Raw genomic sequence first — 26119 nt, 5'->3', positions numbered from 1 at the left:
CCTGCTATGCGCAGGGAACCGGGGACGAATTAATGTTTTTTACGTCTGACTTTGAGGGCATTCGGCATTGCGCGAATGCGGCGCATGATACTCGCCAAATGTACGCGGTGTTGCGTCGTGAGCAGAATCGTTACGGTATAAAGTCTACCGTCGCGCTCCTCAGTGGACAAACCTTGAATATTGGAGCCGGTCTGAGAAATGACGTTCGTCAGTTCCGCAAGAACGCCTTGGCGATTAAGAATATCGACGGTGAGCTCTGCAATAAACTCTTGCTCATAATCTTGACTCCATTCCACCGCCATGTACTTCTCTGGTTCGCGCTGATAGCCACGAATATTAGGGCAGGTTTCACGGTGTACCACGAGGCCACGGCCAGGTGACACATGAGCAATGATCGAATCATCTGGGATAGGATGACAACAGTTCGCAAAGGTCAATAAGATCCCTTCAGCACCACGGATTGGCATCTTGCGTTTTGAGGCAACGGCATTTTTGTCGACCGTGTGATTCGCGAGTTCTTCCGTATCGCCTAATAAGCGCCGTGCAATCACAATGCTCATCAGCTCACCCAAACCAATGGAAGCCAGCATATCATCAATTGAGGCGACTTTGAGCCCAGACAGTACCTGCTGGATCGTATCATCATTGATGTCATCTAATGAGTAGTCACCGAGAGCGTGATTCAATAGGCGGCGCCCCAGCATCACGGAATCTTCACGTCGCATGGTTTTGAGCACTTGGCGAATCTTAGTGCGAGCACGCGAGGTTACAACATAGTTCAACCAGGCTGCATTCGGCCTGGCGCCTGGCGCATTAATCACTTCAACGGCTTGGCCACTTTTCAGCGGTTTACTCAATGGATAAGGCAGCCGATCAACACGGGCGCCAACGCAAGAGTTACCGATATCGGTATGCACCGCGTAAGCAAAATCGACCGCGGTTGCACCCACCGGTAATTCTACGATGCGACCTTTGGGGGTAAAGACAAAGATTTCGTCAGGGAACAGATCGGATTTAACGTTTTCGATAAACTCAAACGAGTTACCGGCGCTTTGTTGTAATTCGAGTAAGCTTTGCATCCAGCGCTGTGCTTTGATCTGCGCAGTGGTTCCGCCGCGTTCGCCATCGGATTTATACGACCAGTGAGCCGCGACACCTTTGTCGGCCATTTGGTCCATATCTTCGGTACGAATTTGTACTTCGACGGGGACGCCGTGTGGGCCAACCATTGAGGTATGAATCGATTGATAACCGTTGGCTTTTGGTACCGCGATGTAATCTTTCATCCGGCCTGGGCGTGGTTTGTATAAGCTGTGGACTTGACCGAGAGCGCGATAACACGTATCGGCTGTATCAACGATGACTCGGAACGCGTAGATATCCATAATGGTATGGAAACGTTGTTCCTTGGTCTTCATCTTGTTGTAGATGGAGTATAAATTCTTCTCACGTCCAACGACACGCGCTTGGAGTCCCGCTTCTTCAATGCGGCCTTCAATTTCATCGTGAATACGCTGAATCATTTCTTTGCGGTTACCGCGAGCGGCTTTCACGACTCGTTTAATCACGCGATAGCGGTTCGGATACAATGCTTCAAAGCCCAGCTCTTCGAGTTCGGTTTTGATGTTATGAATACCTAAGCGGTGCGCGAGGGGAGCATAGATTTCTAGGGTTTCTCTGGCAATACGACGGCGTTTGTCTGGACGCAGAGCGCCTAGCGTACGCATATTATGAGTACGATCGGACAATTTAATAAGAATGACGCGGATATCCTGAACCATCGCCAGTATCATTTTACGAAAGTTTTCCGCTTGTGCTTCTTTGCGATCGCGAAATTTTAACTTATCGAGTTTGGATACCCCATCGACGAGCTCGGCCACAGCATGTCCAAACTCACCTTCGAGTTCTTCCTTACTGACGTCAGTATCTTCGATGACATCATGCAACAAAGCGGCTTGCAGTGTTTCCAAATCCAAACGCATTTCTGCGAGAAGCCGTGCAACCGCAACGGGATGGATGATGTATGGTTCTCCGCTTGAGCGGTTTTGCCCTTCATGGGCATCTCTTGCTACCTGATAAGAGCGACGTAGAGCCTCAACTTGAGGCTCTGTCAGATACTCTTGGGCAACATCCTTGAGACTATCAAATAGATACAAATTTCAGGCCCGAGTGTTAATTGATGCCGTACAGAATTAACGGTTGTGAACGATGCTGCTTACAGCGGCCAATTCTGCTGCTTCTTGTTCTTGCTGCTCTTGGCGTTCACGTGCATCAAGCACGTCTTTTGTGATAAGACCTTCTTCAATCTCACGTAGAGAGATAACGGTTGGCTTATCGTTTTCTTCTGGCACTAATGCATCTTTGCCGCCAGTTTGAATTTGACGTGCGCGGCGAGCCGCAATAAGAACTAAGTCGAAACGGTTACCGACTTTTTCAACAGCGTCTTGAACAGTTACGCGTGCCATGGGAACTCCAAATATATAGTTAACTAAAATATTGAATGACGAGAAAGTATACAGTCTAAACTAACGATATACTAGCATCACACTGTGTGTATTTTTAATGGGGACTCAACAAAAAAGGTTCAGTCCGCCAAAAGAGCAGCAAACATAGCACTATATTTAGCAGCTTGTTTATCTTGCTTCAATCTTTCCGCACGTAGAATGGCTTTAAAATCCATAATCGCGAGGTCAAAGTCATCATTGATGATGACATAGTCGTACTCATCATAGTGTGAAATCTCAGCTTGAGCTTTGCTCATGCGTGCACTAATGATGTCTTGGCTATCTTGGCCGCGTGCGGTGAGGCGACGCTGCAGTTCTTCACGGGATGGTGGAAGAATAAAGAGGCTTTTGGCATGTGGCATCTGTTTACGAATTTGGCGAGCCCCCTGCCAATCAATGTCTAAAAACACATCGACACCTTGCTCTAAGGTCTCTTCAATCCAAACGCGTGATGTCCCATAGTAATTACCAAAGACTTCGGCGTATTCTAGGAATTCGCCTTTCGCAATTAAGGATTCAAAATGCGCTTTTTCTACAAAGTGATAATGTTTGCCATCTTGCTCACCAGGTCGCATATCACGTGTGGTATGTGATACAGAAACTTTCATTGCATAAGTTGGGTTACGCTCCAACAAAGCGGCAATTAAACTCGATTTACCAGCACCACTCGGCGCTGAAACGATATAAAGCGTGCCTTTGCTCATCTGTTCGGTTCCACGTTGGTTGTGATTGCGTGTCATAAAGTGATTTATCACACCCTAAAGATAGCACTGACTCCATAAAAGCGTCGAAGAGGGCCTTACGGAAGTCAGAAAAATGGAGGCGAAGATTAGCACGATCCGAAGGATCTTCTCAAGAAAAAGCGTGTTAAACGTAAGGGAAATTAGCACACGACATTGTCGAATAAATCCGCACACGACGTCAGCAAACACACCAGTAAAAAAGTGGGTAAGGGAACCGTTTGCTATTGCAACGTGTATTGAACCTTGATGATAGACGCGTATAATTCGCCTGCTTAGCTAATATCCGGTCATCGAATGACGTGATATTGGAACAATTTATTCTATTTTTGGGTTCCCTCGCCCCCAAATCAAACTAAAAAGGTTCATAATGACTTCTTTTACTGCTGTTCAACAGCGCAAAGCGCTGACCTATCTTGTTCTCTTCCATTTGTTGGTGATTGCATCGAGTAACTATCTCGTGCAGATCCCATTTACCGTGTTTTCTCTGCATACCACGTGGGGAGCTTTTACCTTTCCGTTTATCTTTTTAGCAACGGACCTGACGGTGCGGATCTATGGGCCCAAGTTGGCGCGTCGCATCATCTTTTTTGTCATGCTACCCGCGTTAATGATCTCGTATGTCTTGTCGGTGGTGTTTGCGCAAGGCAGCTATCAAGGGTTTGCCGATATGAGCACCTTTAATGTCTTTGTTGCACGTATTGCGGCAGCAAGCTTTATGGCGTATCTATTGGGGCAGATCATGGATATCCATGTGTTTAACCGCTTACGTCAGATGAAGCAATGGTGGGTGGCTCCTACCGCGTCGACATTATTTGGTAATGCGCTTGATACGATCGCTTTTTTCAGTATTGCTTTTTATCAAAGCCCCGATAGTTTTATGGCTGAACACTGGACTGAAATTGCGCTTGTCGATTACAGCGTTAAGCTGATCATTAGTTTGGGGTTATTTGTACCAATGTACGGTGTGTTATTGAACTTCTTAATTCGTAAGCTCACCACCGTGAATGGTCAGGCGTTCGTCGCCAGTGCGAGATCATAGGCATGGCTTGCCATTAGCTGTGGTGTTCTTGGAGTAAAATGACGGCTTGTGTGCGATTTTTTACGTCTAATTTACGGAAAATCGCAGTTAAATGCGCTTTGATGGTGGCTTCCGAGACATGCAATTCATGAGCGATTTGTTTATTGAGCAGGCCGTCAGAGAGCATGTTGAGGACTTTGTATTGCTGTGGGGTGAGAGAAGCAATACGTTCCGAGACATCATCGAACGCATGGCCATTGTTTAACATCTCTTCTGGAAAATAAGGCGCGCCTTCCAATACCTGACGTAAAGCGGCAATGAGGGTTTTCATGTCGCTTGATTTGGGGATAAACCCAAAAGCACCATAGTGTTTCACTTGCGATACGATAGCGCTCTCTTCACTGGCTGAAATCACCACAATCGGTAAATCTGGATATTCCGCACGCAACTGAATTAACCCAGACATCCCATTGGTGCCCGGCATCTTTAAATCCAATAGCACCAAATCAATCTCTTCTTCTTGGTTTAATAAACGTACCAACGTATGCAGTGAATCCGCTTCCAGCAGACGGGTGTGCGTGAACGCCATTTGAATGGATTGTAATAAGGCATTGCGAAACAGCGGATGGTCATCGGCAATGAGAATAGAGTAGGTTGCGTTCATGGTGTGCGGTACTGGTTACTTAATCCTTGGTGTTCCAGTATGTTGCGGTTTTGGGTTGTGAACAATATATGAGTTTGAAAAGTCTGCACTAGCTCTGATTTTGTGCGGCGTGCCCCATCAAGTTGAGAGATCACACCGCCTACTTTTTATAAAGCATGTTGCTGCAGATGCTGTATGAAATGCTCAGCATTTTTAAACCCACTGATGCGAGCGTCGGGTAGCGCTTGGCCCTCGGCATCCCAAAAGTCGAGGGTGGGTAAGCCGAGGACATGTAAATGCTTGAGTAAGGCGATATCGGTTGGGGTGTTGCCCGTGACATCCGCCTGCAGCACGACGAAGTCGTTCAAATGTTCAATGACCTGACGGTCTTGGAACGTGTATTTTTCAAATTCTTTGCAGGCGACACACCAATCTGCATACAGGTCGAGCATCACGGGTTTGCCTTGCTGCTGGGCGAGCGCCAGCTGTTGTTTGAGTTCCGCGAGGTTGTGGACTTTGTGTTTAGTGAGTTTCATCACTGGCGCATTGGCATTTTGCTGAGTCGCAAGAGGCATCACCTGCATGAGAATTGGCAAGGCTGAGCCACACAGACCAATGATGGCGATAATCGCCAGTACGCTATTTTTCCATGTGTTCGTCGCTGTTGCATTGTGCACATGATAAAGCCAACCAAAACTGACCAGACCGAGCGCAGACCACAGCCACATGATCCATTCTGTCGGCAGGATACGTTCAAGTAATAATAAAGGCGCCGCCAATAAAATGAAGCCAAATAGCGTTTTAACATGGGTCATCCATTGGCCTGCTTGTGGCAGTAATTTTTGTCCGAATACGGCGACTAAAATTAAGGGAATTCCCATACCGAGCGACAGGGCATAAAGCGTGACCGCACCGGTCAGCAAGTCACCCGTTTGCGACACATACAACAATGCACCCGATAACGGCGCAGTGGTACAGGGCGAGCAGACCAACCCTGAAATCGCCCCCATCACAAAAACGCCTAGGCTATGCCCACCCCGTTGCCCATCACTCCATTGATTGAGGCGAGTTTGCAATGAGCTTGGAAGCTGTAAGGTATACAGACCAAACATTGAGGCCGCCAACACCACAAAGACAAGACTGGTGGTGATCAGAATCGCTGGTTGCTGCAACGCGGCTTGAAATTGCATGCCGGCTGATGCGACTAATAATCCTAAGAGGGTGTAAGTCAGAGCCATACCTTGTACATACAGCAAGCTCAGTCCCCATGTCCGCTTGGTACTTTGTTGGCGGTTACCCAAGACGATACTGGTTAGAATTGGGTACATAGGCAGAACACAGGGAGTGAATGCCAAGCCAATCCCAAGGAGCAGGAATAAGATGGGGGTCCACCAATGCTCAACCAGCTGCTCCGTCAGAGAGGCGGTATTCTTCGGTGGTGGGGCGCTGGCCTGACTGGACGTCGCTTGGCCCGAGGTCTGCACGGTTGATGGTGGTGTACCGCTCTGAGAGAGGGGCTTAACGTCAATGGTGCGAGTCTCGGGGGGATAACAAAATCCGGCTTCGGCACAGCCTTGATAGGTAATGGTGAGGCTGGCTTGGTTACCGACCTTTTTGAGCGGGAGACGCAGCGAGGTCGGCTCGGTATAAATGTGGACATCCCCCATGAACTCATCATGATGCGGCGTCGCTTGAGGGAGCGAATAATCGCCGAGTGTTAACTGCTTGCCTTGTAGGTTGATGCGTTCTTGATAGAGGTAGTAGCCAGACTGAATTTGCCAGTCAAGATAGATTTGGTCGCCTTGCTGATAAGAGCTAAACGCAAAGGCCTGATCAACAGGAAGAAACGCGTTATTGTGCGAAGATAAGGAAAATGAGCTTTTGGAGAGAGCAGCATGCGCAGGGCTCAGGTAGAGCAGCGCCCAAACGAGAATCGCTAAACAACGTATGATCATGGTAGTTAACAGGCCTTGGTAGTAATAACATCATGGCTCATGAATAGGTCGGTGTACGGTCGACCGACATTCACGATGGCGTTTCACTGAGTTAAGCATAGTTAAAAAAGCACCGTCAATAAAAAGCTCCCTTACGGAAGCTTTTCATGGCAGTCTTTGATGCGAGCTCTCAAGTCCGCGATTCAGACTTAATTGTAACGCTTTCCTTTATACGACGGATTCATTAAGTTACTGGAAGAGAAAATCTCATCAAGTTGCTCACTGGTCAGCAACCCACGTTCCAGTACAACTTCGCGAACGCTTTTGCCTGTTTCCGCACAAATCTTACCAACAATATCGCCTTCATGGTGACCGATGTAAGGATTCAAATACGTCACGATACCAATCGAGTTAAAGACATAACCCTCACAGACTTCTTTATTGGCTGTGATGCCGTGAATGCATTTATCACGCAGATTAATACAGGCATTAGAAAGCAACGAAATCGATTCAAACATACATTGCGCGATAACCGGTTCCATCACATTCAGCTGTAATTGGCCGCCTTCGGCTGCAATAGAGATGGTGTTGTCATTGCCCATGACTTTAAAGCACACTTGGTTGACCACCTCGGGTACCACAGGGTTAACTTTTGCAGGCATAATCGATGAACCCGCTTGTAATTCCGGTAGGTTTAACTCATTCAAGCCTGCGCGTGGGCCTGAAGACAGTAACCGCAAGTCATTACAAAGCTTCGACATTTTTACCGCAAGGCGTTTTAGCGCACCGTGAGCCATCACATACGCGCCACAGTCAGACGTTGCTTCAATTAAGTCTTCTGCTGGTACCACGGGCAAGTGGGTGACTTCGGCTAAATGGCGGACGGCCATTTGCTGATAACCCGGAGCCGCGTTCAAGCCTGTCCCAATAGCGGTTGCCCCTAAGTTCACTTCTAGCAACAGCTTTGAGGTGTATTCTAAAGCACGAATTTCTTCGTTTAAGGTGACAGACCAAGCGTGAAACTCTTGTCCCACGGTCATAGGAACGGCGTCTTGTAGCTGAGTCCGACCCATTTTTAAAATATGGTCAAACTCTTCACTCTTAGCGGTAAATTCCGCTTTTAAATAATTGATAGAGTGAATCAACTGCTTAATGCTGTTATACACGGCAATACGAAACCCAGTCGGATAAGCACAGTTGGTTGATTGGCTGCGGTTCACATGATCGTTAGGGTTGATAATATCGTAACGACCTTTTTCATGACCCATAATCTCCAGTGCCAAATTAGCAATGACTTCGTTAGTATTCATATTGACCGAGGTACCCGCTCCCCCCTGAAACACATCAGAAGGAAACTGATCCATGCACTTTCCTGTGGTTAAAATACAATCACAGGCTTGAATGATCGCTGTCGCCACATCTTTAGGGAGCACGCCAAGTTCTTGGTTGGCGAGCGCCGCCGCTTTTTTCGTCATGACCATGCCACGAATAAATTCTGGAACATCTGAAATGGTCACACTAGAAATTTGAAAGTTTTCCATCGCACGGAGCGTGTGAATGCCATAATACGCGTTGGCAGGCACTTCACGTTGACCCAGCAAGTCTTCTTCTAGTCGCATTGGAGTTTGATGAGCAGGAGCTGTCATCATTTCGATAGTCATTGAGTGTAGTGGTCAATAAATTCCGGACACAGATTTAAGCCGATTTTCGGCATTTACTGGAGACATCCCATCGTTCGCTTGATGAGGCCGTTGCCGATTATAGTAGGCCATCAAGTAGTAGCTGATATCTTTCTTCGCTTGAGTCTGAGTCAAATAGCCTGTTGCTGGTACCCATTCCGTTTTCAGGCTTCTAAAGAGCCTTTCCATTGGAGCATTATCCCAACAGTTACCTCGACGACTCATACTTTGAGTTATGCGATATCGCCAAAGTCTCTGTCTAAATTTACGACTGCTGTACTGGCATCCTTGGTCTGAGTGGAACATCACGTTCATAGGACTTCCTCGTTGCTCCCAAGCCATATCAAGGGCTTTAGACGCTAACTCAGCATCAGGCTTATCCGATAGAGACCAACCCACGACACGTCGACTAAATAGATCAAGCACTACAGCTAGATAACTCCACTTCGAGCCTGCCCAAATATACGTGATATCACCGCACCATACTCGATTCGGAGTAGTGACAGAGAATTCACGCTTCAACAGATTCGGAATATCCGGCCGCTCTGATTTTGCATGCTTATATCGATGAGAGCCCGGCTGTTTGCTCATTAGACCGGCTTCTTGCATTATTTTTCGTACTTTAAATCGACCGATTTCGATGTTTTTTGAACGCAACATAGAGACCAGAGTACGACTGCCAGCAGAGCCTCGGCTCATGTTGAAGAGTTCTTTAATTCGGATGGCTAGCCGAATGCGATTCGCATCCGGCTTTCTATGCTTAAATTCGTAGTAACAGGACGAAGCCACATTGAACAGCTTGCAAAGTACCTTGACCGATTCACACTCCCTCAGTTGGTCAATTAACGAGAACGTTCGAGTTCGTCCGACATTAAGAGAGCGGTAGCCTTTTTTAGTATGGATTTCTCTCTTTCCAAACGACTAATTCGGGCTTCTAATTCCTGGATTTTCTGTTGTTCAGGAGTGATTGCTTTGGTTGCCGGAGTCGCACCACCACGCTCAATCTTGAGCTGGTCGACCCATCGTCGTAAAACGGTTTCACTAATATCCATGGAACGTGCTGCTTCTGGTATTGAATATCCTTGGTCAAGAACCAAGCTTGCAGCATCCATTTTGAATTCAGCAGAAAATGTACGTCGTTGTCGTTTTGTCATTGAACACCTCATTTATGGTGGAGATTTTACCACCTAATTTGGTGTCCGGGATCATTAAACCACTACAGAGGATCCTTCATTAGTCGATTGCTAATATTTAGAACTCCGTTGAGCCAGAATAAGAGAAGCATACTCTCCCACTGAGGCGCAGACGGTCCTAAATGTGTCGTATCGAATCATACTCAACATCAGTGATGAAAATAAGTAGGCGGATCAACTTTTTACTATTAAGTGATGTGGACGTTTGTTTACATGTTTAGGTCGGCGTTCCTCGCTCATCATGGGTAGAAATGCAGTTGCGACCTTTACGTTTGGCACGATACAAAGCTTTGTCCGCGTTGGTGAAACTACTGACAGGGTCATTAGACAGCGCCGCGATACCAATACTGATACTGACGTTGTACTCTGGCCAGCTGGCAACCGCCACACGCACTCGATTCATCATATGGCATACGGTACTCATGTCTTTACTTTGAGTGATGATGGCGAATTCATCCCCCCCAATACGGGCAATAAAATCCGATTGTCTGAGCAAGGTGGTCATTTGGATGGCGATATACATAATGGCCTCATCGCCAACTCGGTGTCCGTGCGTATCATTGAGCGTCTTAAAACAATCAATATCGACGATAGCGAGGAAGTTGTGATTAAGTTCATCGTCATCGTCTGAGGGTTGATGGCGTGCCATAATTTCCAGTATTTCTTCGAATTTTGGTTTGTTCCAGAGTGATGTCATCGGATCGCGATGATTTTTATCGGTTAATGCATCGATAACATGATGATGGTTTGATACATCGGCAAGCGAGTAAACATAATTTTCCACCCGTTTGTTACGAGAATCCATATGCGCTTGAATGGAGGTTTGACAAACCAGTTGCTCGCCATTCGGGGATAGAAAAGCCAGATCGCCAGACCATCCTTGATGCGTGTTTAAGGCGGTGATGACGTTCTCTTGATCTCTTGGATCCGAGATAAAATGGAGTAAGTGTTTGCCGATTAAGTGCTTCGGTTCAATTAAGAATAATTCACTAAATTTATGATTACATTGAATTATGTCATGATTTTTATTGGTAATTGCGGCGGCCATACCATTTTCCAGCACAAAACTCGCAAACTTTTTGCTTTGTTTATTGGCTTGAATGTGTTCCCAGCCGAGACTACCAAGAATGCTCACCAAGCCGAAAATGAGCCAGAGAATCACACTTTGTGCGAAAATAATGCTATTGCGTGTGTTCAGCATGGCATCAAGTTCTGCATGAGAAAAATGCGAGACCATGAGTAAGGGGCCAGCGTTGGCGAAAACGCGATTAATAAAAGGTTGATAAAAAAACAGGCCTTGTTCGGTTAAGACGACATTTTTACGATTCGGATATTCGGACATCACTTTCCACAGATCAGGGTACTCTGCTGGAATGTTATACTGTGCTCGCTCTGAAATGATATCTCCGAACAATTTAGAAGGATCACTACTGATGACATAGAAACCGCTGCGGTCGACAAAATCGACCAGCAAATTTTGTTTGTTTTCGGTAATCCGTTTGATGATGGGGAGCACATCTAAGTTGGCGACAAAATACCCGAACCGCTCTTGGTCTGCATGGATCGGAACAATGATACGTAGTCCAGGTTTATAGGGAATAATCGGTTTCTTATGTTCATATTCGAGATCAATCCCAAACTGGCCCTGTTCACCGTTTTTGAGTGTGGTCGCATACTGAAAGTAGTCGCGCTCACTTTTATTTTGTAATTGGCTATCTGGAACGATTTCCGGGAGTTTTTGCTTTTTTGTATCGTAATTGATGCGGATACGCTCTTCGCCATGCACATCAATATAACGAAGTTGATAAAACAGTTGTGAGGTAAAAGCGGTAATCAACCACTGATCCTCGATGTACTTTTTGAGTTGCGGTTGAGCGTGTTGGGCATAGTGATTGAGCAACGTTGAGTGGCTAAGTTGGTCAACGCTTTGCTGAAGGCGTGCGGCGGCATCATGTGCCTGACTTTCGACGAACGATAAAAACTGAAAGCCTTGTGCCTCCATTTGCTCATAGACAAACTCGGATACCTTGTTTGTTTGATAAGCATAATAGCTTAAGGGGATGAGGGAGCAGAGAATCCATGCAATAACGCCTTTGGACAAGGTTTTACTTAAGCGTTTCATGTTGGACTCCCCTCCGTGTAATAAACTACTTTAAAACGTAGTGTATAAGTCCTCGTTTTGCCAATGGATTTCTATGGCATATTCCGTTGGTTTTATCATATGGTAATGGATTGCAACATTTATCATTGGCTGGGTTTTACCGGATATCTTGCACCTCTGAAGACGAGAGGCTATGGTGGGTATCTGACTGAGGAGGGCGTGTGTTCCCAATTATCTTATTATTATTTATTGCAGTGCCTATTATTGAAATCGGTTTGTTTATTCAAGTCGGTGGTTTTATTGGTTTGTGGCCAACCATTGGTCTCGTTTTGGTGACGGCTTTTGTGGGGGCATCTCTAGTGCGTAGCCAAGGCTTACAAACATTGATGTCAGTGCAGCAGCGCGTCAAGCAAGGCGAAATCCCCGCGCAACAGATTCTGGAAGGGGTGTTATTAGCGGTGGCTGGCGTGTTATTACTCACCCCTGGTTTTATGACCGACATTCTCGGGATGACGGTATTGTTACCCGCACCACGCAGAAAGCTCGCTGCCTATTTATTGACAAAAGTGGTGGTCAAAACAGGCGGTCAGTTTCAAGGTGGATATCATCAAGATGGGGCAGGGCGAGGCCGAACGTTTGATGGGGAGTTTGAAGAAAAAGACAGCGATGATGACCAAGATAAACATGATCATCACCGCTTGCGCTAACTCTTCGCTTCATTCTCCGCGATAAGGTGGGCTATTGCCCGCCTTGAAAATCTAACTGGCGCCATGCTTCATAGGCAATAATTGCCACCGAGTTGGATAAGTTTAAGCTACGGGCATCGGGCATCATCGGAATTCGAATCCGTTGTGACATTGGCAGCGACTCAATCAAGTCCGCTGGTAATCCACGGGTTTCTGGCCCGAAGAGCAAGACATCACCACGTTGATAGCTTGCATCAACATGATGGCCGGTTGTTTTGGTGGTGCAGGCAAAAATTCGATAGTGCTCGCGCTCTGTTTCGAGGTATTGAATAAACGCTGAGTAGTCTTTGTGGCGCGTCACTCGGGCGAGGTCATGATAATCTAAGCCAGCACGGCGAACTTTTTTCTCTTCTAAATCAAATCCTAATGGCTCAATTAAGTGTAGATTCGCACCACAGTTTGCGCTGAGGCGAATAATATTACCTGTATTCGGTGCGATTTCTGGTTCGTATAACGCGATATCAAACATAACGTGTGAGCTTCCTTAAAGAGATAGGGCTCAAAGTATACCGAGATAGGGGGCCGTGTACAGAGGTGTCGAAGGGTGAAAAGTCAGGCATTACGCTGACGTAATGCCTTTTTTACCTTATTGGGCGCGCTGGAAATGGTTGGCAACACTTGGCCAATCGACGACATTCCACCAAGCTTGGATATAATCGGGGCGACGATTGCGATAACTTAAATAGTAAGCATGTTCCCAGACATCCAAGGCAAGGATAGGAGTGCCGTTAACCGAACAGACATCCATCAACGGATTATCCTGATTACTGGTAGAGACAATCTTGAGCTCTCCATTAGCCACGACTAACCAGACAAAGCCTGAACCAAACGTGTTGATCGCTGCTTGAGTAAAGGCGTCTTGGAACTGATCAAAACTGCCAAACGTTTCATTGATCGCTTGTGCCAGTTCCCCCTCAGGCTCGCCACCGCCATTAGGGCTCATGCACTCCCAATAGAGTGTATGATTATAATATCCGCCACCATTGTTACGAATGGCTGGTGGCCTTTCTGACACATTGGCAAATAGTGTTTCTAAGGACGTATTTTCGTATTCAGTGCCGGCAATGGCGGCCATGAATTTATCAAAATAGGTGCGATGATGCTTGCTGTAGTGAACTTCCATCGTTTGTGCATCGATGTAAGGTTCGAGTGCATTATACGCATACGGTAACTCTGGAAATGAATGTGACATAATCTAACCCTCCTTGAGAAGAGTTTAAATATTATTGTAAATCATTCTCATTATCAACTGTAGTCTTTGTGTGGTTTTTAAGCATCGATTGGTAACGTAAAGGTGATAAGTAACCCGCCAAGTTGACTTTCTTTCGCGACAATTTGTCCATTGTGCTGGCGAATGGCGCTTTCCGTAATGGCGAGACCAAGACCCGTGCCGCCGCTGTCACGATCACGCGCTTCGGATACGCGATAAAATGGACGGAATATCTGGCGAAGTTGTAATGAAGGCACGCCCGGCCCGTCATCTTCTACGGTCACCGTTAGGGCTAAATCTTCCAGTTGAAAGTGCACTTGCACTTGCGAGTGCCCATATTTGATGGCGTTGCGTACAATATTTTCTAAGGCACTCATTAACAGTTTTGGGCTGCCAGTAATCGGTACGTCCGGTATGGCATTAAAAGATAAGGTCTTATTGAGCTGTTCGGCCTCGAACTGTGCATCGTCGAGCAACTCTTCCCACAAACTGGTTAGGGGTTGCGTTTCTCGTTGCAGGTGGCTGTCGGTTTGCACTCGTGAGAGTTCTAATAGCTCGCTGATCATTTGTTCCAAGCGTTGTGCTTCGGTATCAATGCGTTCAAGTTCAGAGCTTGACCCTTGTTTACGTACCGCAAGACCGGTCGCCATCCGTAATCGAGTGAGCGGGGAACGCAGTTCATGGGAGATATCGGAAAGTAACCGTTGTTGTCCTGAAATCATCGTATTCACCGCTTGCACCATCTGGTTGAAACTTCGTCCTGCGACCCGAAATTCATCGGGCCCTTTTTCCAACTCTGGCTCCGGAATAAAGTTACCGCGGGCGACTCGGTTCGCGGCTTGAGCTAAATATTGGGCGGGTTTACTTAACGCCCATGCCAGCCAAAGTAACAGCGGTGTACTGATCAGCATGATCACAAGGAGCAATTGGATGGGGTGGTCGAGTAGGTGAATCACAAAAGGAGGGGGACCATTCCAATCAAAACCGACAAATAACAACAAGGGTTGCTGCGCTAAGATAATCGGAATAGGGCCTGAAATGCGATATTTTCCATACGCTCTTTGCGTCGGTTCATCCGAATAATCAATGCTAGAGGTAAAGTTTTTTAGGGCGCGATAGGTTTCTGATGAGGCGATGCGACCGGAGAGGATTTTGCCACTTTGTGTGGTAATAAAAAAATCTGGACGATTACGATCGCGATGTGGTTGAATACGATGCCGATCCAGATCCTGCAAGATAAACGTCAGGTTGCGGTCGTATGCATAGCGATTTTCAATCATATCACGAGCATCGAGCATGCTTTGGTACATGTCCGATGGAATCTCTTTTGACTTACGTGGATCCAGGTTGGGAATGGCCAATACCCCCACCACGATGATGGCAATGGTCAGCCAAAAAATAGCGAAAATGCGGGCATACAGACTGTTGAATTTCGGCACAGGCTTAACTCTCTAGTAACAACATGTAGCCACGACCGCGTAGCGTTTTAATTCGTGGTTTATCATCGGCACGAGGTGGCAGTTTTTTTCTTAAGTTGGATACATGCATATCGATAGCACGATCAAACGCCGAGAGATGTTTGCCCAGCACATCCATACTTAACGTTTCTTTTGATAACGTGCTGCCCGGGTTTTCAATGAAGTGAGTCAGCAGTGCGAATTCAGTCGTCGTGAGTTCCAATAATTCGCCTTGGCAATAGGCTTCTTGTTTGCCTGTGTTGATTTGGATATCGCCGTATTCTAAGAATCGATTGCCTTTATTGGTGTCAGTTGTGCTCTGTGTACGACGTAAAATGGCTCGAATGCGTGCGAGCAATTCTCTATCACTAAACGGTTTCGGTAAATAGTCGTCTGCGCCTAATTCTAGTCCAATCACCCGATCGACTTCTTCCCCTTTGGCGGTCAGCATGAGTACCGGAGTTTGCCACTGCTCTCGCAATTTTTTGAGCGTTTCTGTGCCATTGAGGTTAGGCATCATCACGTCTAACAAAATGAGGTCGATGGTTTCGTCAATGATCGCCAGTCCAGTTTGCCCGTCATGGGCTTCAGAGACAGTGAAGCCTTCGTAGCTGAGGACTTCCTTGAGTAGCGAAGTTAGCTCATTATCATCATCAATTACTAGAATATGGGGCATAGGATTCTCACTTTTCGTCGTGTTCTATCGTTATTTTATCTTGATTACGCTGATGTCCTTAGTACTAATTTTCGTATTTACGTTCATTTACGCAGCACTGTGATTGTCTTGTCGAACTGGGCGACTACTGCAATAATGCAGTCAACGCCATCGATTCTATTTTTTATCAGGGAAAGACAATGAAACATGACTATGCACGTTTGGTCACCGCCGCCGCTTGGCTTGCTACAGGAGTGGCAAGTGTCTTGCTAATTATTAAAGTCGTGGCTTGGTGGATGACCGGTTCGGTGAGCTTATTGGCTTCCCTGATTGATTCTATGATTGATATCGCAGCGTCGGTTGTCAATCTGATTGTCTTAAAATATGCCTTACAACCTGCTGATAAAGAGCATAAATTCGGTCATGGGAAAGCTGAGTCGTTAGCCGCTTTAGCACAAGCGATGTTTATTTCTGGCTCTGCACTGTTTTTGATATTAAATGGGGTGCAACGCTTTTTCCACCCGCAGGCGTTGGTTGCGCCGCAATGGGGGGTCTATGTCAGCCTTTTCGCCATTGTGGTGACCTTAGGATTAGTGCAGTTTCAAAAATACGTAGTAAAGAAAACCGGAAGTCAGGCCATTGCGGCGGATTCGTTACATTATCAAACCGATTTGTACATGAATATTGCCATTGCCTTTGCGCTAGGCTTGAGTTGGTTTGGTATTGGTCAGGCGGATGCGGTCTTTGCTATCGTGATTGGGGTGTACATTTCGTATAGCGCGATAAAAATGGCCAATACGGCGGTACAAACGTTGTTGGACCGTTCGTTACCGGAAGAAGATAACCAACGCATTATTGATATTGTTTTGTCAGTGGATGGCGTCATGGGGATGCATCAGTTACGTACTCGGATGTCAGGGCCAGTGCGATTTATCCAATTACACATTGAATTGCAAGATGAGATGCCATTGCTGCAAGCCCATGAGCTTTCTGACATTGTCGAGGCCAAACTCATGGAAGCGTTCCCTGATTCGGACATTTTGATCCATCAAGACCCGTTATCTGTGGTATTGAATGCTCAAGATGATCTCAAACCTCAGGATTGGTATGGCACCTCGGTCATCAGTTGAGAATAACTGGCTTGATTCTGATGTGTATCAACAATCACCGCGATTATGAGTGACATACTTTCGTTTCATCATACCATCATGAAAGTGGTTTTATAGTAGTATTCTGGTTGAAGACAGGTAACATAGATCAACAATAAGAATTTTATTGCTTGGCAACAGTTTCAAGCAACGTAGAAATATTTGGATGAGTTCCCAACATGTAGAGGGTGAGCATGATTAAAAAAATCGGGGTTTTGACCAGTGGCGGTGATGCACCTGGCATGAATGCAGCGATTCGTGGTGTGGTAAGAACCGCATTAGGCGCGGATCTAGAAGTGTATGGCGTGTATGACGGTTACTTAGGTCTGTATGAAGATCGTATTGTTAAACTCGACCGTTCCAGTGTCTCGGATGTGATTAACCGTGGTGGTACGTTTCTAGGTTCAGCACGTTTCCCAGAATTCAAAGAAGAAGCGGTTCGTAAAGTTGCCATTGAAAATCTGCAAAAGCATGGCATTGATGCATTAGTGGTTATTGGCGGCGATGGTTCTTACATGGGCGCAAAAAAACTGACCGAGATGGGCTATCCATGTATTGGTCTGCCAGGCACGATCGATAATGACATTGCTGGGACGGACTATACGATTGGCTACTTCACGGCATTGAATACGGTTATTGAAGCCATCGACCGCTTGCGTGATACGTCTTCTTCACATCAGCGTATCTCGATTGTTGAAATTATGGGCCGTCACTGTGGTGATTTGACCTTAATGTCGGCTGTGGCGGGCGGTTGTGAATATGTGATTTCTCCAGAAACGGGATTGAATATGGACGAGCTCATTAAGAGTTTGCAAAATGATATCCGCAGAGGGAAAAAGCATGCCATTATCACGTTGACGGAATTGATGATGGACGCCAATGAGCTTGCGAAGAAAATTGAAGAAGCGACGGAACGTGAAACTCGCGCGACCGTATTAGGCCATATTCAACGTGGTGGTTGCCCAACGGCTTTCGACCGCATTCTTGCATCGCGTATGGGTAACTATGCCGTTCATCTACTGATGGAAGGCTATGGCGGTCGTTGTGTCGGGACGCAAAGAGAAGAATTGGTTCATCACGATATTATCGATGCGATTGAAAATATGCGCCGTCCTGTACGTAAAGAGCTGTATAAAGTGGCTGACGAGTTATCGTAAGCGGCTGTCTGCATGAGATAAAAAAGACCGCATCAGCGGTCTTTTTTATCTTAGATAATCAGTTCACGCACGGATGCGTCTTTCTTGTCTAAGTAATGCGTCGATTTGATCCGACGAATGGTCCGGCAATGACCACGAACCAGTAAGGTTTCCGTCGTGGCCATATTCCCTTGGCGGCTAATCCCCTCCACTAGGTCTCCTTTGGTGATCCCTGTTGCGGAGAAGATGACATTGTCGCTACTGACCATGTCATCGAGCGTGAGTACGGTATTCGCGCTGACGCCCATTTCTTGGCAACGCTGCAGTTCTCGCGCTCCCCAGATGCGATTGTCCTCGGTTTCTCCTTTCACTTGATGACGCGGTAGCAAGCGACCTTGCATGTCGCCATTCAGTGCGCGAATCACGGCGGCAGAAATCACGCCTTCAGGGGCGCCACCAATACAGTACATCATGTCCACATCGCTATCTGGCATGCAAGTCAAGATCGATGCGGCAACATCACCATCAGGCAGTGCATAGACACGAATCCCCATTGCTTGCATTTCTGCAATAATGGCGTCATGACGAGGTTTAGCCAGTGTGACGACAACCAATTCAGACAGTGGTTTATTAAGCGCTTGGGCGACATTGGATAGATTGACGGCCAATGGTTGCTCCAAGTCAATACTGCCTTTGGCTTGTGGTCCGACGACCAGTTTTTCCATATACATATCCGGCGCTTTCAAAAAGCTGCCTTTTTCGCCCGCAGCAAGCACGGCAATCGCATTGGATTGTCCCATCGCGGTCATACGGGTACCTTCGATCGGATCCACGGCGATATCCACGCCGTCTCCACCTTGGCCAACTTGCTCTCCGATATAGAGCATAGGCGCTTCGTCGATTTCTCCTTCACCGATAACAATCTCACCGGAAATATCCGTACTATTGAGTAGGAGCCGCATTGCTTCTACTGCTGCATTATCAGCGGCATTTTTATCACCGCGTCCGAGCCATTTGTGTCCTGCTAAGGCGGCACCTTCTGTCACTCGAGAGAACGCTAAAGCCAAATCCCGTTTCATGTTTACTCCAAACAAACGATTAAAGAGGGCGAAAAGTCTGAGAGGAATTCTAACATAATCCATTCTATGACAGGGTTTTCACATGAGTGAGATTTGTACTTGATCAAAAGCGGCTCAGAAATTAGGGTAGGCGTTAGCACAATTCACACGACAAAGCGCCGAAAAGCGAACTTTTTGTCAATAAAAGGTTTTTTTTTAACCGAATAGCGCAATTTCTCTAATATAGAGAGTGTTTATCGACGCGTGGCTGAGTAGAATGGGACGCATACAGTGACCGCTTGAGTCACGCTAAACGATTCATTAAAGGGTAAACAACATGTCTTTTGAAGTACTAGAACAACTAGAAGCAAAAATTCAGACTGCGGTCGACACCATTGCATTACTACAGATGGAAGTAGAAGAGTTAAAAGAATCAAAGCAGCAAGTTGAAAGTGAAAATAGCCAGCTAAAAGAAGAGCGTGCAGCCTTGGAGCAAAAAGCCGTTCAAGTTCAACAAGAACACGAAGCTTGGCAAGAGCGTATTCGTAACTTGCTTGGCAAAATGGATGACGTTGAGTAAATTCATGTCGTCGATTAAAAAAAGCGCTGGTATCTTACCAGCGTTTTTTTGTTGCCTGTATGCCCGAGGGGCCTAAGCGAGGGCCCAGAGTGATTACAGCAGGTGTGATAAGAGATTGAGATCCGACTGAATGGCGCCCGCCGTGACTTCACGTCCAGCACCAGGCCCACGAATCACCAATGGATTATCCTTATACCAACGGCTTTCAATAGCAAAAATATTATCGCATGGCAGTAAATTCGCTAAGGCATGCTCTTTATCTAATGCTTCAATACCGACCGAGGCTTGACCATTTTTTTCCAACCGAGCGACATAACGCAGTACTTTCCCCTCAAGTTGGGCTTTTTCAAGGCGCTCAGCGAGTAACGCATTGAGCTCATCACTTTGATCAAGAAACGCATCTAAAGACACTTCCGCCAAGGAGTCTGAGACCAGTGACTCGACTTTGATGCTTTCTGGTTCGATATGAAATCCTGCTTCTCTTGCTAAGATAACCAGTTTGCGCATGACATCCGAGCCATCCAGATCATGGCGAGGATCGGGCTCAGTTAACCCTTGTTGCCAAGCCAGATCGACCAAATGACTGAAGGGAACACTGCCATCATACTGTTGGAATAACCACGAGAGCGTGCCGGAGAAAATCCCAGATAACGCGGTGATGTCATCGCCACTTTCACGCAAGTCTCTGACGGTATGATTGATCGGTAAGCCTGCGCCAACGGTGGCATTGTAGAACCATTGACGTCCAATTTTGGCAAAGGCTTCTTTGACTTGATAGTAATATTCACTCGGTGCGGAACCAGCGACTTTATTAGCCGAAATCAGGTGCATACCATGCTGGGCAAAATCGAGGTATTGATTGGCAACAAAAGAACTGGCGGTGACATCCAGCACGACGATATCATCGTAATGTTGTAAGTCATTGACCGTGGTTAACCAGCTGTGTCCATCATGGCTGATGGCATCATCTTTATAGCGTTCTACGACGTCTTGCTCGCTAAGCCCAGCCTCATTAAACAGGTAACGCTGGCTATCGACAACCGCGACGAGTTCGAAATTCATGCCGCGCCGTTTTTCCAATTCGGCTTTTTGTTGATAGAACAACCGTAACCAGCTTGAGCCGATGTTGCCCTTGCCACACAACACGAGCGCGATGCGTTTTTGGGCTTGAAAAAGTTGGGTATGAATATTGTGCACTAATGGCGGTAAATCGGTATGGCGTAATACTGCCACCAAACTTAGTCCCGATTCTGTTGTGGAGATAAACTCGACCGGTTGGGCTTTTAATTGCTGATAGAACCCAAAATTATGATTGGCATTGTTACTGACCCCCGCACCGACGGCCGCCACTAATTGGAAGCCTTCTTTGAGTTTGATTTCCGCTTCGACTGCCGCATCCTGCAGACATTCCAACGCGCCTGAGGTGATTTCCTCGGTATAGGCTAAGCGCAGCAGGCCTTGATCTTCTAACGCTTCATAAGCCAGCGGTTCCAATTGCATGCGTTTCAAACGTTGCAACGTTTCTCGCTGAATCTGTTTGAAGGCATGATGACGACCGAAGGTCAGCTCAATTAATAACACATCATCAAGCGAGGTAATGATCTTGGCGCCTCGCCCTGAGGCAAGCACGCGTTCGATGCGAGTCGAGCCCGCTTCCGGCTGATAGCTGCAACGTAAGTGTAAGTCCATGGTACTTTGTGTGACAGGCTGCAGCGTGCGGCTATGCAATACTGGCGCGGCCAAACGGGCCAGTTCATTGGCTTCATCTAAACGCAGTAAGGGTAACAAACACGCCTCACCGACTAAGCGCGGGTCGGCGCTGAAGACGCCCGCGACATCACTCCAAATGGTCACACGATTGACATGCGCTAATGCGCCAATAATGGTGGCTGAGTAATCCGAACCATTTCGGCCCAACAGGACGGTATTCCCGGCTTTGTCTTGCGCCATAAAACCGGTGATGACCAAGCGTTTATTGGGATGTTGCGCCAGAATATTATCCAACAGTGGTTGGGAGGCGGCACGGTCAATTTCAGGTTGGATTCCCGCCTCTGCTCGCAGAAAAGCGCGCGCATCTAGCATGGCACAATCAAGCTGTAATTGGGTGAGTACCGCCGCCAGCAAACGGGCGGACCACATTTCACCGTGACCGAGTATATAGGCTCGTTTGTCGCTCGTGATGGGCGCGGTGATCTCGCCAAGTTCACTCATTTCTGCCATTAATTGCGTGAGGAGATGATCCGCCGTTTCGCCGTCCAGCAAAGTGGTAATTAATTCACTTTGATATTGTCTTAGGCTTAATAAGGTCTCATGCGCCACACGCCCATCTTTACTTAATGCGTCAATGAATGTGATTAAACGATTGGTCGTTTTGCCTGCTGCGGATACGACAATCAAATCACTGGGCTGGGAATAATCACACAGGATCTGCGCAACCCGCTGATAGCAATCAGCATCAGCAAGGCTGCTACCACCAAATTTATGTAATTGGCGCGGTGTTGTCATTTAACAACTCTCCTTCGCGGTAGTAAATGCTTGTTCTAAGTCAGCGATGAGATCGTCTGCCGATTCTAATCCAACAGAGACTCGCAGTAATAACGGGGAAATGCCAGCAGCGGCCAGCGCGTCTTCACCCATCGCTCGGTGTGTCATGGAGGCAGGGTGGCAAATCAGGCTTTCCACCCCACCAAGTGATTCAGCCAAAGAGAATAACTTCAGTGAGCTGACAAAAACTTTTAATTGTTCAAAGGTGGCATTGACCTCAAAACTTAACATGCTGCCAAAGCCACGCTGTTGCTGCTTGGCAATCTCATGTCCTGGATGATTGGGTAAACTAGGGTGATAAATGGTTCCAACCAGCTCTTGTTCACTTAAGTAATCCAGTAGTGCGGCGGCGCTTTCTTCGTGTTGGCGCATACGTACGCTCAATGTGCGCAAACCGCGCAATGTTAAATAGCTATCAAACGGTGTACCTGTTGCACCAATACAATTTCCCCACCAAGCGACGTGTTCTGCATGTGTTTTTTCTGAACTGATGAGCACGCCACCAATCACATCAGAATGACCATTAATGTATTTGGTGGTTGAATGAATCACAAAGTCCGCGCCCAGTGTAAGGGGTTGCTGATAAATGGGTGTCAAAAACGTGTTATCAACGGCGACTAACGTTCCGTGTTGTTTGGCTTGCTTGCACACCTTATTGATATCGACTACGCGAATCAGTGGGTTGGATGGGGTTTCAATCAAGAGTAATTTGGGTTGCTTGTTCAACGCGTTTTGCAGTTGTTGCTCATCACTTTGATCAATGAATTGAACGTTGAAATCGCCTTTTTGAGCGCGTGTGTTCAGTAAACGATACGTCCCACCGTAGCAGTCGTGCGGCGCGATAATCAGGTCATTAGGCCCAAGAAAAGCCGTGATCCATAAGTTAATCGCGGCCGTACCGCAGTTGGTAATCGTGGCGCCAGCCCCAGATTCTAACTCCGCCAGTGCTTCTTCTAATAAGCTACGATTCGGATTCCCTGAGCGAGTATAGTCGTAGGTAGGGACTTCCCCGAATGAGGGAAAACCATAGTTCGTGGATAAATAAATCGGCGGAACAACCGCATGATGTTGTGAATCAGATTCAATTCCAGTTCGAACGGCTATGGTGTCGGGGTTATATTGGCTCATAATGTATCCTTTCTTGAACGCAGAGGGTGGCTGTACCAAACTTATCGCCAAGGCAAATGTTTATCAATGTACTTTACTTTGTGTTTTTGTGGACGTCAACACATCTAGCCATCTATATGTCTTTGCTTGTAGCAGTAAATACCGTTAAAATTACCAGATTACTGATTTATTTTCTGAATGACTGAACGAAGGTGTGCAATGGCAGATTGGAGCGGCGACTATATAAGCCCTTATGCGGAACATGGTAAAAAAAGTGAACAGGTGAAAAAAATCACCGTATCCATTCCACTTAAGGTATTAAAAGTATTAACGGACGAGCGTACTCGTCGCCAGATTAATAATCTACGACATGCCACAAATAGTGAACTATTGTGCGAAGCATTTTTGCACGCGTATACCGGGCAGCCATTACCGACTGATGAAGATTTACGAAAAGATGGACCGGATGATATTCCCGTAGAAGCCAAAGAAATGATGACACGGATGGGGATTGAGTTTGAGTCGTTTGACGACTAGATCTTCGTGATTGTTATAGGAAGATAAGTGATACAAAAAAACCCAACCAAGCTGGGTTTTTGTATTTTGCACAGTCTGAATGTGTTATTCAGCCATGTAATTCTCAGGCATGTCGATGCGCGCAACACCAGAGTCAACTGCCGCTTGAGCAACCGCGCGGGCAACGCGAGGTAACAGACGAGCGTCCATTGGTTTTGGAATGATGTACGCCGGACCAAATTCAAGCTTATCAACGCCAGCGGCTTTCAATACGTTCTCAGGAACACTTTCTTTTGCTAATTGACGAATCGCATCCACTGCGGCCAATTTCATCTCAATGTTGATTTCGCTGGCACGCACATCTAAGGCACCGCGGAAGATGAATGGGAAACACAATACATTGTTTACTTGGTTAGGGTAGTCACTGCGTCCAGTACCCATGATCAAATCGCTACGCGTGTTGTGCGCTGTTTCTGGATTGATTTCTGGATCAGGGTTGGAACAAGCAAAAACAACAGGCTTGTCAGCCATTAATGCAAGTTGCTCGCTGCTCAACAGATCCGGTCCGGATACACCTAAAAATAGGTCAGCGCCTTCAATCACATCTTCAAGTGTGCGTTTATCGGTGTTATTGGCAAAACGTTGCTTATACTCATTAATATCGTCGCGACGTGTATGAATCACACCTTTACGATCCAGCATGTAGATTTTTTCACGCATCGCGCCACATTGGATCAACAGTTCCATACAAGCAATGGCGGCCGCACCCGCACCTAAACATACGATGGTACAGTCTTCGAGCTTTTTGCCTTGCAGTTCAATGGCATTGAGCATGCCCGCCGCAGTCACAATGGCAGTACCGTGCTGATCGTCATGGAATACTGGTACATCACAGCGTTCAATCAATTGACGTTCAATTTCAAAACAATCGGGCGCTTTAATATCTTCTAGGTTAATACCACCGAATGTATCAGCGATACTCGCAACAGTGTTAATGAACTCTTCCGTTGTACGGTGTTTTACTTCAATATCGATAGAATCCAAGCCAGCAAAACGTTTGAACAGTAAGGCCTTACCTTCCATCACAGGCTTAGACGCTTGGGGTCCTAAGTTACCTAAACCTAGTATCGCTGTGCCGTTTGAAATCACAGCAACCGTATTACCTTTGCCGGTGTATTTATAAATGTTGTCAGGGTTTTGCGCGATTTCACGAACAGGTTCAGCCACACCAGGGCTGTAAGCTAAGGCGAGATCATGTGCGGAATCAGCGGGTTTGGTTAGGGAAACGGCAATTTTGCCAGGTGTTGGGTAGGCGTGGTATTTCAGGGCTTCTTGGCGAAACGCTTCTTTGATGTTTGCTTGGTTATCAGACATTGGAGACTCTCTATTGTTTTTTTAGGAGTAGAAAGGCGGACATTTTAGAACAGGATGTGATGAGTGCCTAGTTGGCGACAGTCAATATAGCGAAGTTTTAATGGCTTTAATTGCTGATAAGACCAGATGCCATTCGCGCAAAGGTTTGCCTGATTTTTCTCTCTCAGGTGTGCTTTGGCAGCGTGTTGCCAATGAACGTCGGGCGTATAAAAAAGGGAAGAGGGGCGCCCAACCGCCAAGATCAAAAAAGGACGCTAAATAGCGCCCTTTTATTTCAGTAGTTACAACACAAATAGGCTTATTTGCTTGTAAGGTTACCGAAACGCTTGTTGAAGCGATCAACACGACCACCGGTATCAACGATACGTTGTTTACCTGTGTAGAATGGGTGACATTTGTCACACACGTCTAGGTGTAGAGTATCTTTGCTTAGTGTTGATTTGAAAGTGAAAGTGTTGCCACAAGAGCAGTTCGCGTTCACTTCATTGTATTCTGGGTGGATACCAGTCTTCATGGGATAACCTCAATATTAGGCCGTGTCGCTATCCAAATCTAAGTTGGACACCACACGTAAGTTAATGGTAAAAAAACGTTATGGTCTTTATAATCAAAGGCCAGACCGTTAAGGCGCGCTATGATAAAGAATCCACGTCTTACGATCAACTGGTTTGTTGTTATTTTAGTCGAATTCTAGCGGATTAGCCGTGGTTGGTTTGCTTTTGAACATGGAATATACCTAGCCCTATACGATTCATTCGAATTTATGCCTTTCA

The 26119-nt window shown here is 46.6% G+C and carries 23 protein-coding genes; 6 read left to right on the top strand and 17 right to left on the bottom strand.

Features of this window, described 5'->3' with window-relative positions; all coding sequences use genetic code 11:
• Positions 1–29 precede the first annotated feature (29 nt).
• The 3 genes from spoT to gmk form a co-directional block, all read right to left on the bottom strand.
• Complete coding sequence (spoT, locus tag EAE30_RS17550) at positions 30–2156, bottom strand: bifunctional GTP diphosphokinase/guanosine-3',5'-bis pyrophosphate 3'-pyrophosphohydrolase (protein WP_123017080.1); 2127 nt, start codon at positions 2154–2156, stop codon at positions 30–32.
• Between the two features lie 36 nt (positions 2157–2192).
• Positions 2193–2465, bottom strand: coding sequence for a DNA-directed RNA polymerase subunit omega (gene rpoZ / locus EAE30_RS17545; protein WP_123017079.1), 273 nt, complete (start codon positions 2463–2465; stop codon positions 2193–2195).
• 119 nt (positions 2466–2584) lie between these two features.
• On the bottom strand, positions 2585–3208 hold the full coding sequence (gmk, locus tag EAE30_RS17540) for a guanylate kinase (protein ID WP_123017410.1): 624 nt from the start codon (positions 3206–3208) through the stop codon (positions 2585–2587).
• 406 nt (positions 3209–3614) lie between these two features.
• On the opposite strand from gmk, the gene EAE30_RS17535 reads away from it, so the two are divergent.
• The gene (locus EAE30_RS17535; RefSeq protein WP_123017078.1) at positions 3615–4286 is read left to right on the top strand and encodes a 7-cyano-7-deazaguanine/7-aminomethyl-7-deazaguanine transporter; all 672 of its coding nucleotides are present in this window, start codon (positions 3615–3617) and stop codon (positions 4284–4286) included.
• Between the two features lie 13 nt (positions 4287–4299).
• Here EAE30_RS17535 and EAE30_RS17530 read toward each other — a convergent pair whose 3' ends face one another.
• The 5 genes from EAE30_RS17530 to EAE30_RS17510 form a co-directional block, all read right to left on the bottom strand.
• Positions 4300–4929, bottom strand: coding sequence for a response regulator transcription factor (locus EAE30_RS17530; protein WP_123017077.1), 630 nt, complete (start codon positions 4927–4929; stop codon positions 4300–4302).
• A 146-nt stretch (positions 4930–5075) separates the two neighbouring features.
• Positions 5076–6863 (bottom strand): protein-disulfide reductase DsbD, encoded by a 1788-nt coding sequence (locus EAE30_RS17525; RefSeq protein WP_123017076.1) that lies wholly within the window; start codon positions 6861–6863, stop codon positions 5076–5078.
• A 188-nt stretch (positions 6864–7051) separates the two neighbouring features.
• Complete coding sequence (aspA, locus tag EAE30_RS17520) at positions 7052–8491, bottom strand: aspartate ammonia-lyase (RefSeq protein ID WP_390258059.1); 1440 nt, start codon at positions 8489–8491, stop codon at positions 7052–7054.
• A gap of 24 nt (positions 8492–8515) precedes the next feature.
• A protein-coding gene (locus EAE30_RS17515) for an IS3 family transposase (protein ID WP_123017074.1) occupies positions 8516–9675 on the bottom strand; the annotation gives its coding sequence in 2 pieces (ribosomal slippage) (positions 8516–9417 and positions 9417–9675; 1161 coding nt in all).
• 256 nt (positions 9676–9931) lie between these two features.
• Positions 9932–11836 (bottom strand): sensor domain-containing diguanylate cyclase, encoded by a 1905-nt coding sequence (locus EAE30_RS17510; RefSeq protein WP_123017073.1) that lies wholly within the window; start codon positions 11834–11836, stop codon positions 9932–9934.
• Between the two features lie 200 nt (positions 11837–12036).
• Between EAE30_RS17510 and EAE30_RS17505 the strand changes: the two genes are divergently transcribed.
• On the top strand, positions 12037–12522 hold the full coding sequence (locus tag EAE30_RS17505; RefSeq protein WP_123017072.1) for an FxsA family protein: 486 nt from the start codon (positions 12037–12039) through the stop codon (positions 12520–12522).
• Positions 12523–12553: 31 nt separating this feature from the next.
• On the opposite strand, the gene EAE30_RS17500 is transcribed toward EAE30_RS17505, so the two are convergent.
• The 4 genes from EAE30_RS17500 to EAE30_RS17485 form a co-directional block, all read right to left on the bottom strand.
• Complete coding sequence (locus EAE30_RS17500; RefSeq protein ID WP_123017071.1) at positions 12554–13030, bottom strand: tRNA (cytidine(34)-2'-O)-methyltransferase; 477 nt, start codon at positions 13028–13030, stop codon at positions 12554–12556.
• Between the two features lie 117 nt (positions 13031–13147).
• The gene (locus EAE30_RS17495) at positions 13148–13753 is read right to left on the bottom strand and encodes a superoxide dismutase (protein WP_123017070.1); all 606 of its coding nucleotides are present in this window, start codon (positions 13751–13753) and stop codon (positions 13148–13150) included.
• Positions 13754–13830: 77 nt separating this feature from the next.
• Positions 13831–15210 (bottom strand): envelope stress sensor histidine kinase CpxA, encoded by a 1380-nt coding sequence (cpxA, locus tag EAE30_RS17490; RefSeq protein ID WP_123017069.1) that lies wholly within the window; start codon positions 15208–15210, stop codon positions 13831–13833.
• Positions 15211–15214: 4 nt separating this feature from the next.
• Positions 15215–15904, bottom strand: a complete 690-nt coding sequence (locus EAE30_RS17485; protein ID WP_123017068.1) for a response regulator — start codon at positions 15902–15904, stop codon at positions 15215–15217.
• A 179-nt stretch (positions 15905–16083) separates the two neighbouring features.
• Between EAE30_RS17485 and fieF the strand changes: the two genes are divergently transcribed.
• Positions 16084–17013: a CDF family cation-efflux transporter FieF gene (fieF, locus tag EAE30_RS17480; RefSeq protein WP_123017067.1), complete on the top strand. Its 930-nt coding sequence runs from the start codon at positions 16084–16086 to the stop codon at positions 17011–17013.
• A 212-nt stretch (positions 17014–17225) separates the two neighbouring features.
• Positions 17226–18188 (top strand): 6-phosphofructokinase, encoded by a 963-nt coding sequence (pfkA, locus tag EAE30_RS17475; RefSeq protein ID WP_123017066.1) that lies wholly within the window; start codon positions 17226–17228, stop codon positions 18186–18188.
• A gap of 50 nt (positions 18189–18238) precedes the next feature.
• Here pfkA and glpX read toward each other — a convergent pair whose 3' ends face one another.
• Positions 18239–19246, bottom strand: coding sequence for a class II fructose-bisphosphatase (glpX, locus tag EAE30_RS17470; protein ID WP_123017065.1), 1008 nt, complete (start codon positions 19244–19246; stop codon positions 18239–18241).
• Between the two features lie 316 nt (positions 19247–19562).
• Here glpX and zapB point away from each other — a divergent pair, with 316 nt between their 5' ends.
• On the top strand, positions 19563–19805 hold the full coding sequence (zapB, locus tag EAE30_RS17465) for a cell division protein ZapB (protein WP_123017064.1): 243 nt from the start codon (positions 19563–19565) through the stop codon (positions 19803–19805).
• A 93-nt stretch (positions 19806–19898) separates the two neighbouring features.
• On the opposite strand, the gene EAE30_RS17460 is transcribed toward zapB, so the two are convergent.
• On the bottom strand, positions 19899–22310 hold the full coding sequence (locus tag EAE30_RS17460) for a bifunctional aspartate kinase/homoserine dehydrogenase II (RefSeq protein ID WP_123017063.1): 2412 nt from the start codon (positions 22308–22310) through the stop codon (positions 19899–19901).
• Positions 22311–23477, bottom strand: a complete 1167-nt coding sequence (locus EAE30_RS17455; RefSeq protein ID WP_123017062.1) for an O-succinylhomoserine (thiol)-lyase — start codon at positions 23475–23477, stop codon at positions 22311–22313. It abuts the gene before it with no gap.
• Between the two features lie 198 nt (positions 23478–23675).
• Here EAE30_RS17455 and metJ point away from each other — a divergent pair, with 198 nt between their 5' ends.
• Positions 23676–23993: a met regulon transcriptional regulator MetJ gene (gene metJ / locus EAE30_RS17450; RefSeq protein WP_077315144.1), complete on the top strand. Its 318-nt coding sequence runs from the start codon at positions 23676–23678 to the stop codon at positions 23991–23993.
• A gap of 84 nt (positions 23994–24077) precedes the next feature.
• Here metJ and EAE30_RS17445 read toward each other — a convergent pair whose 3' ends face one another.
• Positions 24078–25346 carry a malic enzyme-like NAD(P)-binding protein gene (locus tag EAE30_RS17445; RefSeq protein WP_123017061.1) on the bottom strand — a complete coding sequence of 423 codons (1269 nt, stop codon included), beginning with the start codon at positions 25344–25346 and terminating at the stop codon, positions 24078–24080.
• A gap of 298 nt (positions 25347–25644) precedes the next feature.
• A complete protein-coding gene (rpmE, locus tag EAE30_RS17440) occupies positions 25645–25860 on the bottom strand; it encodes a 50S ribosomal protein L31 (protein ID WP_123017060.1) in 216 nt (71 codons plus the stop codon).
• Positions 25861–26119: the final 259 nt, after the last annotated feature.

The sequence above is a fragment of the Vibrio zhugei genome, from assembly GCF_003716875.1.
Taxonomy (GTDB): domain Bacteria; phylum Pseudomonadota; class Gammaproteobacteria; order Enterobacterales; family Vibrionaceae; genus Vibrio; species Vibrio zhugei.
This window is presented reverse-complemented; position numbering and strand designations above follow the sequence as displayed.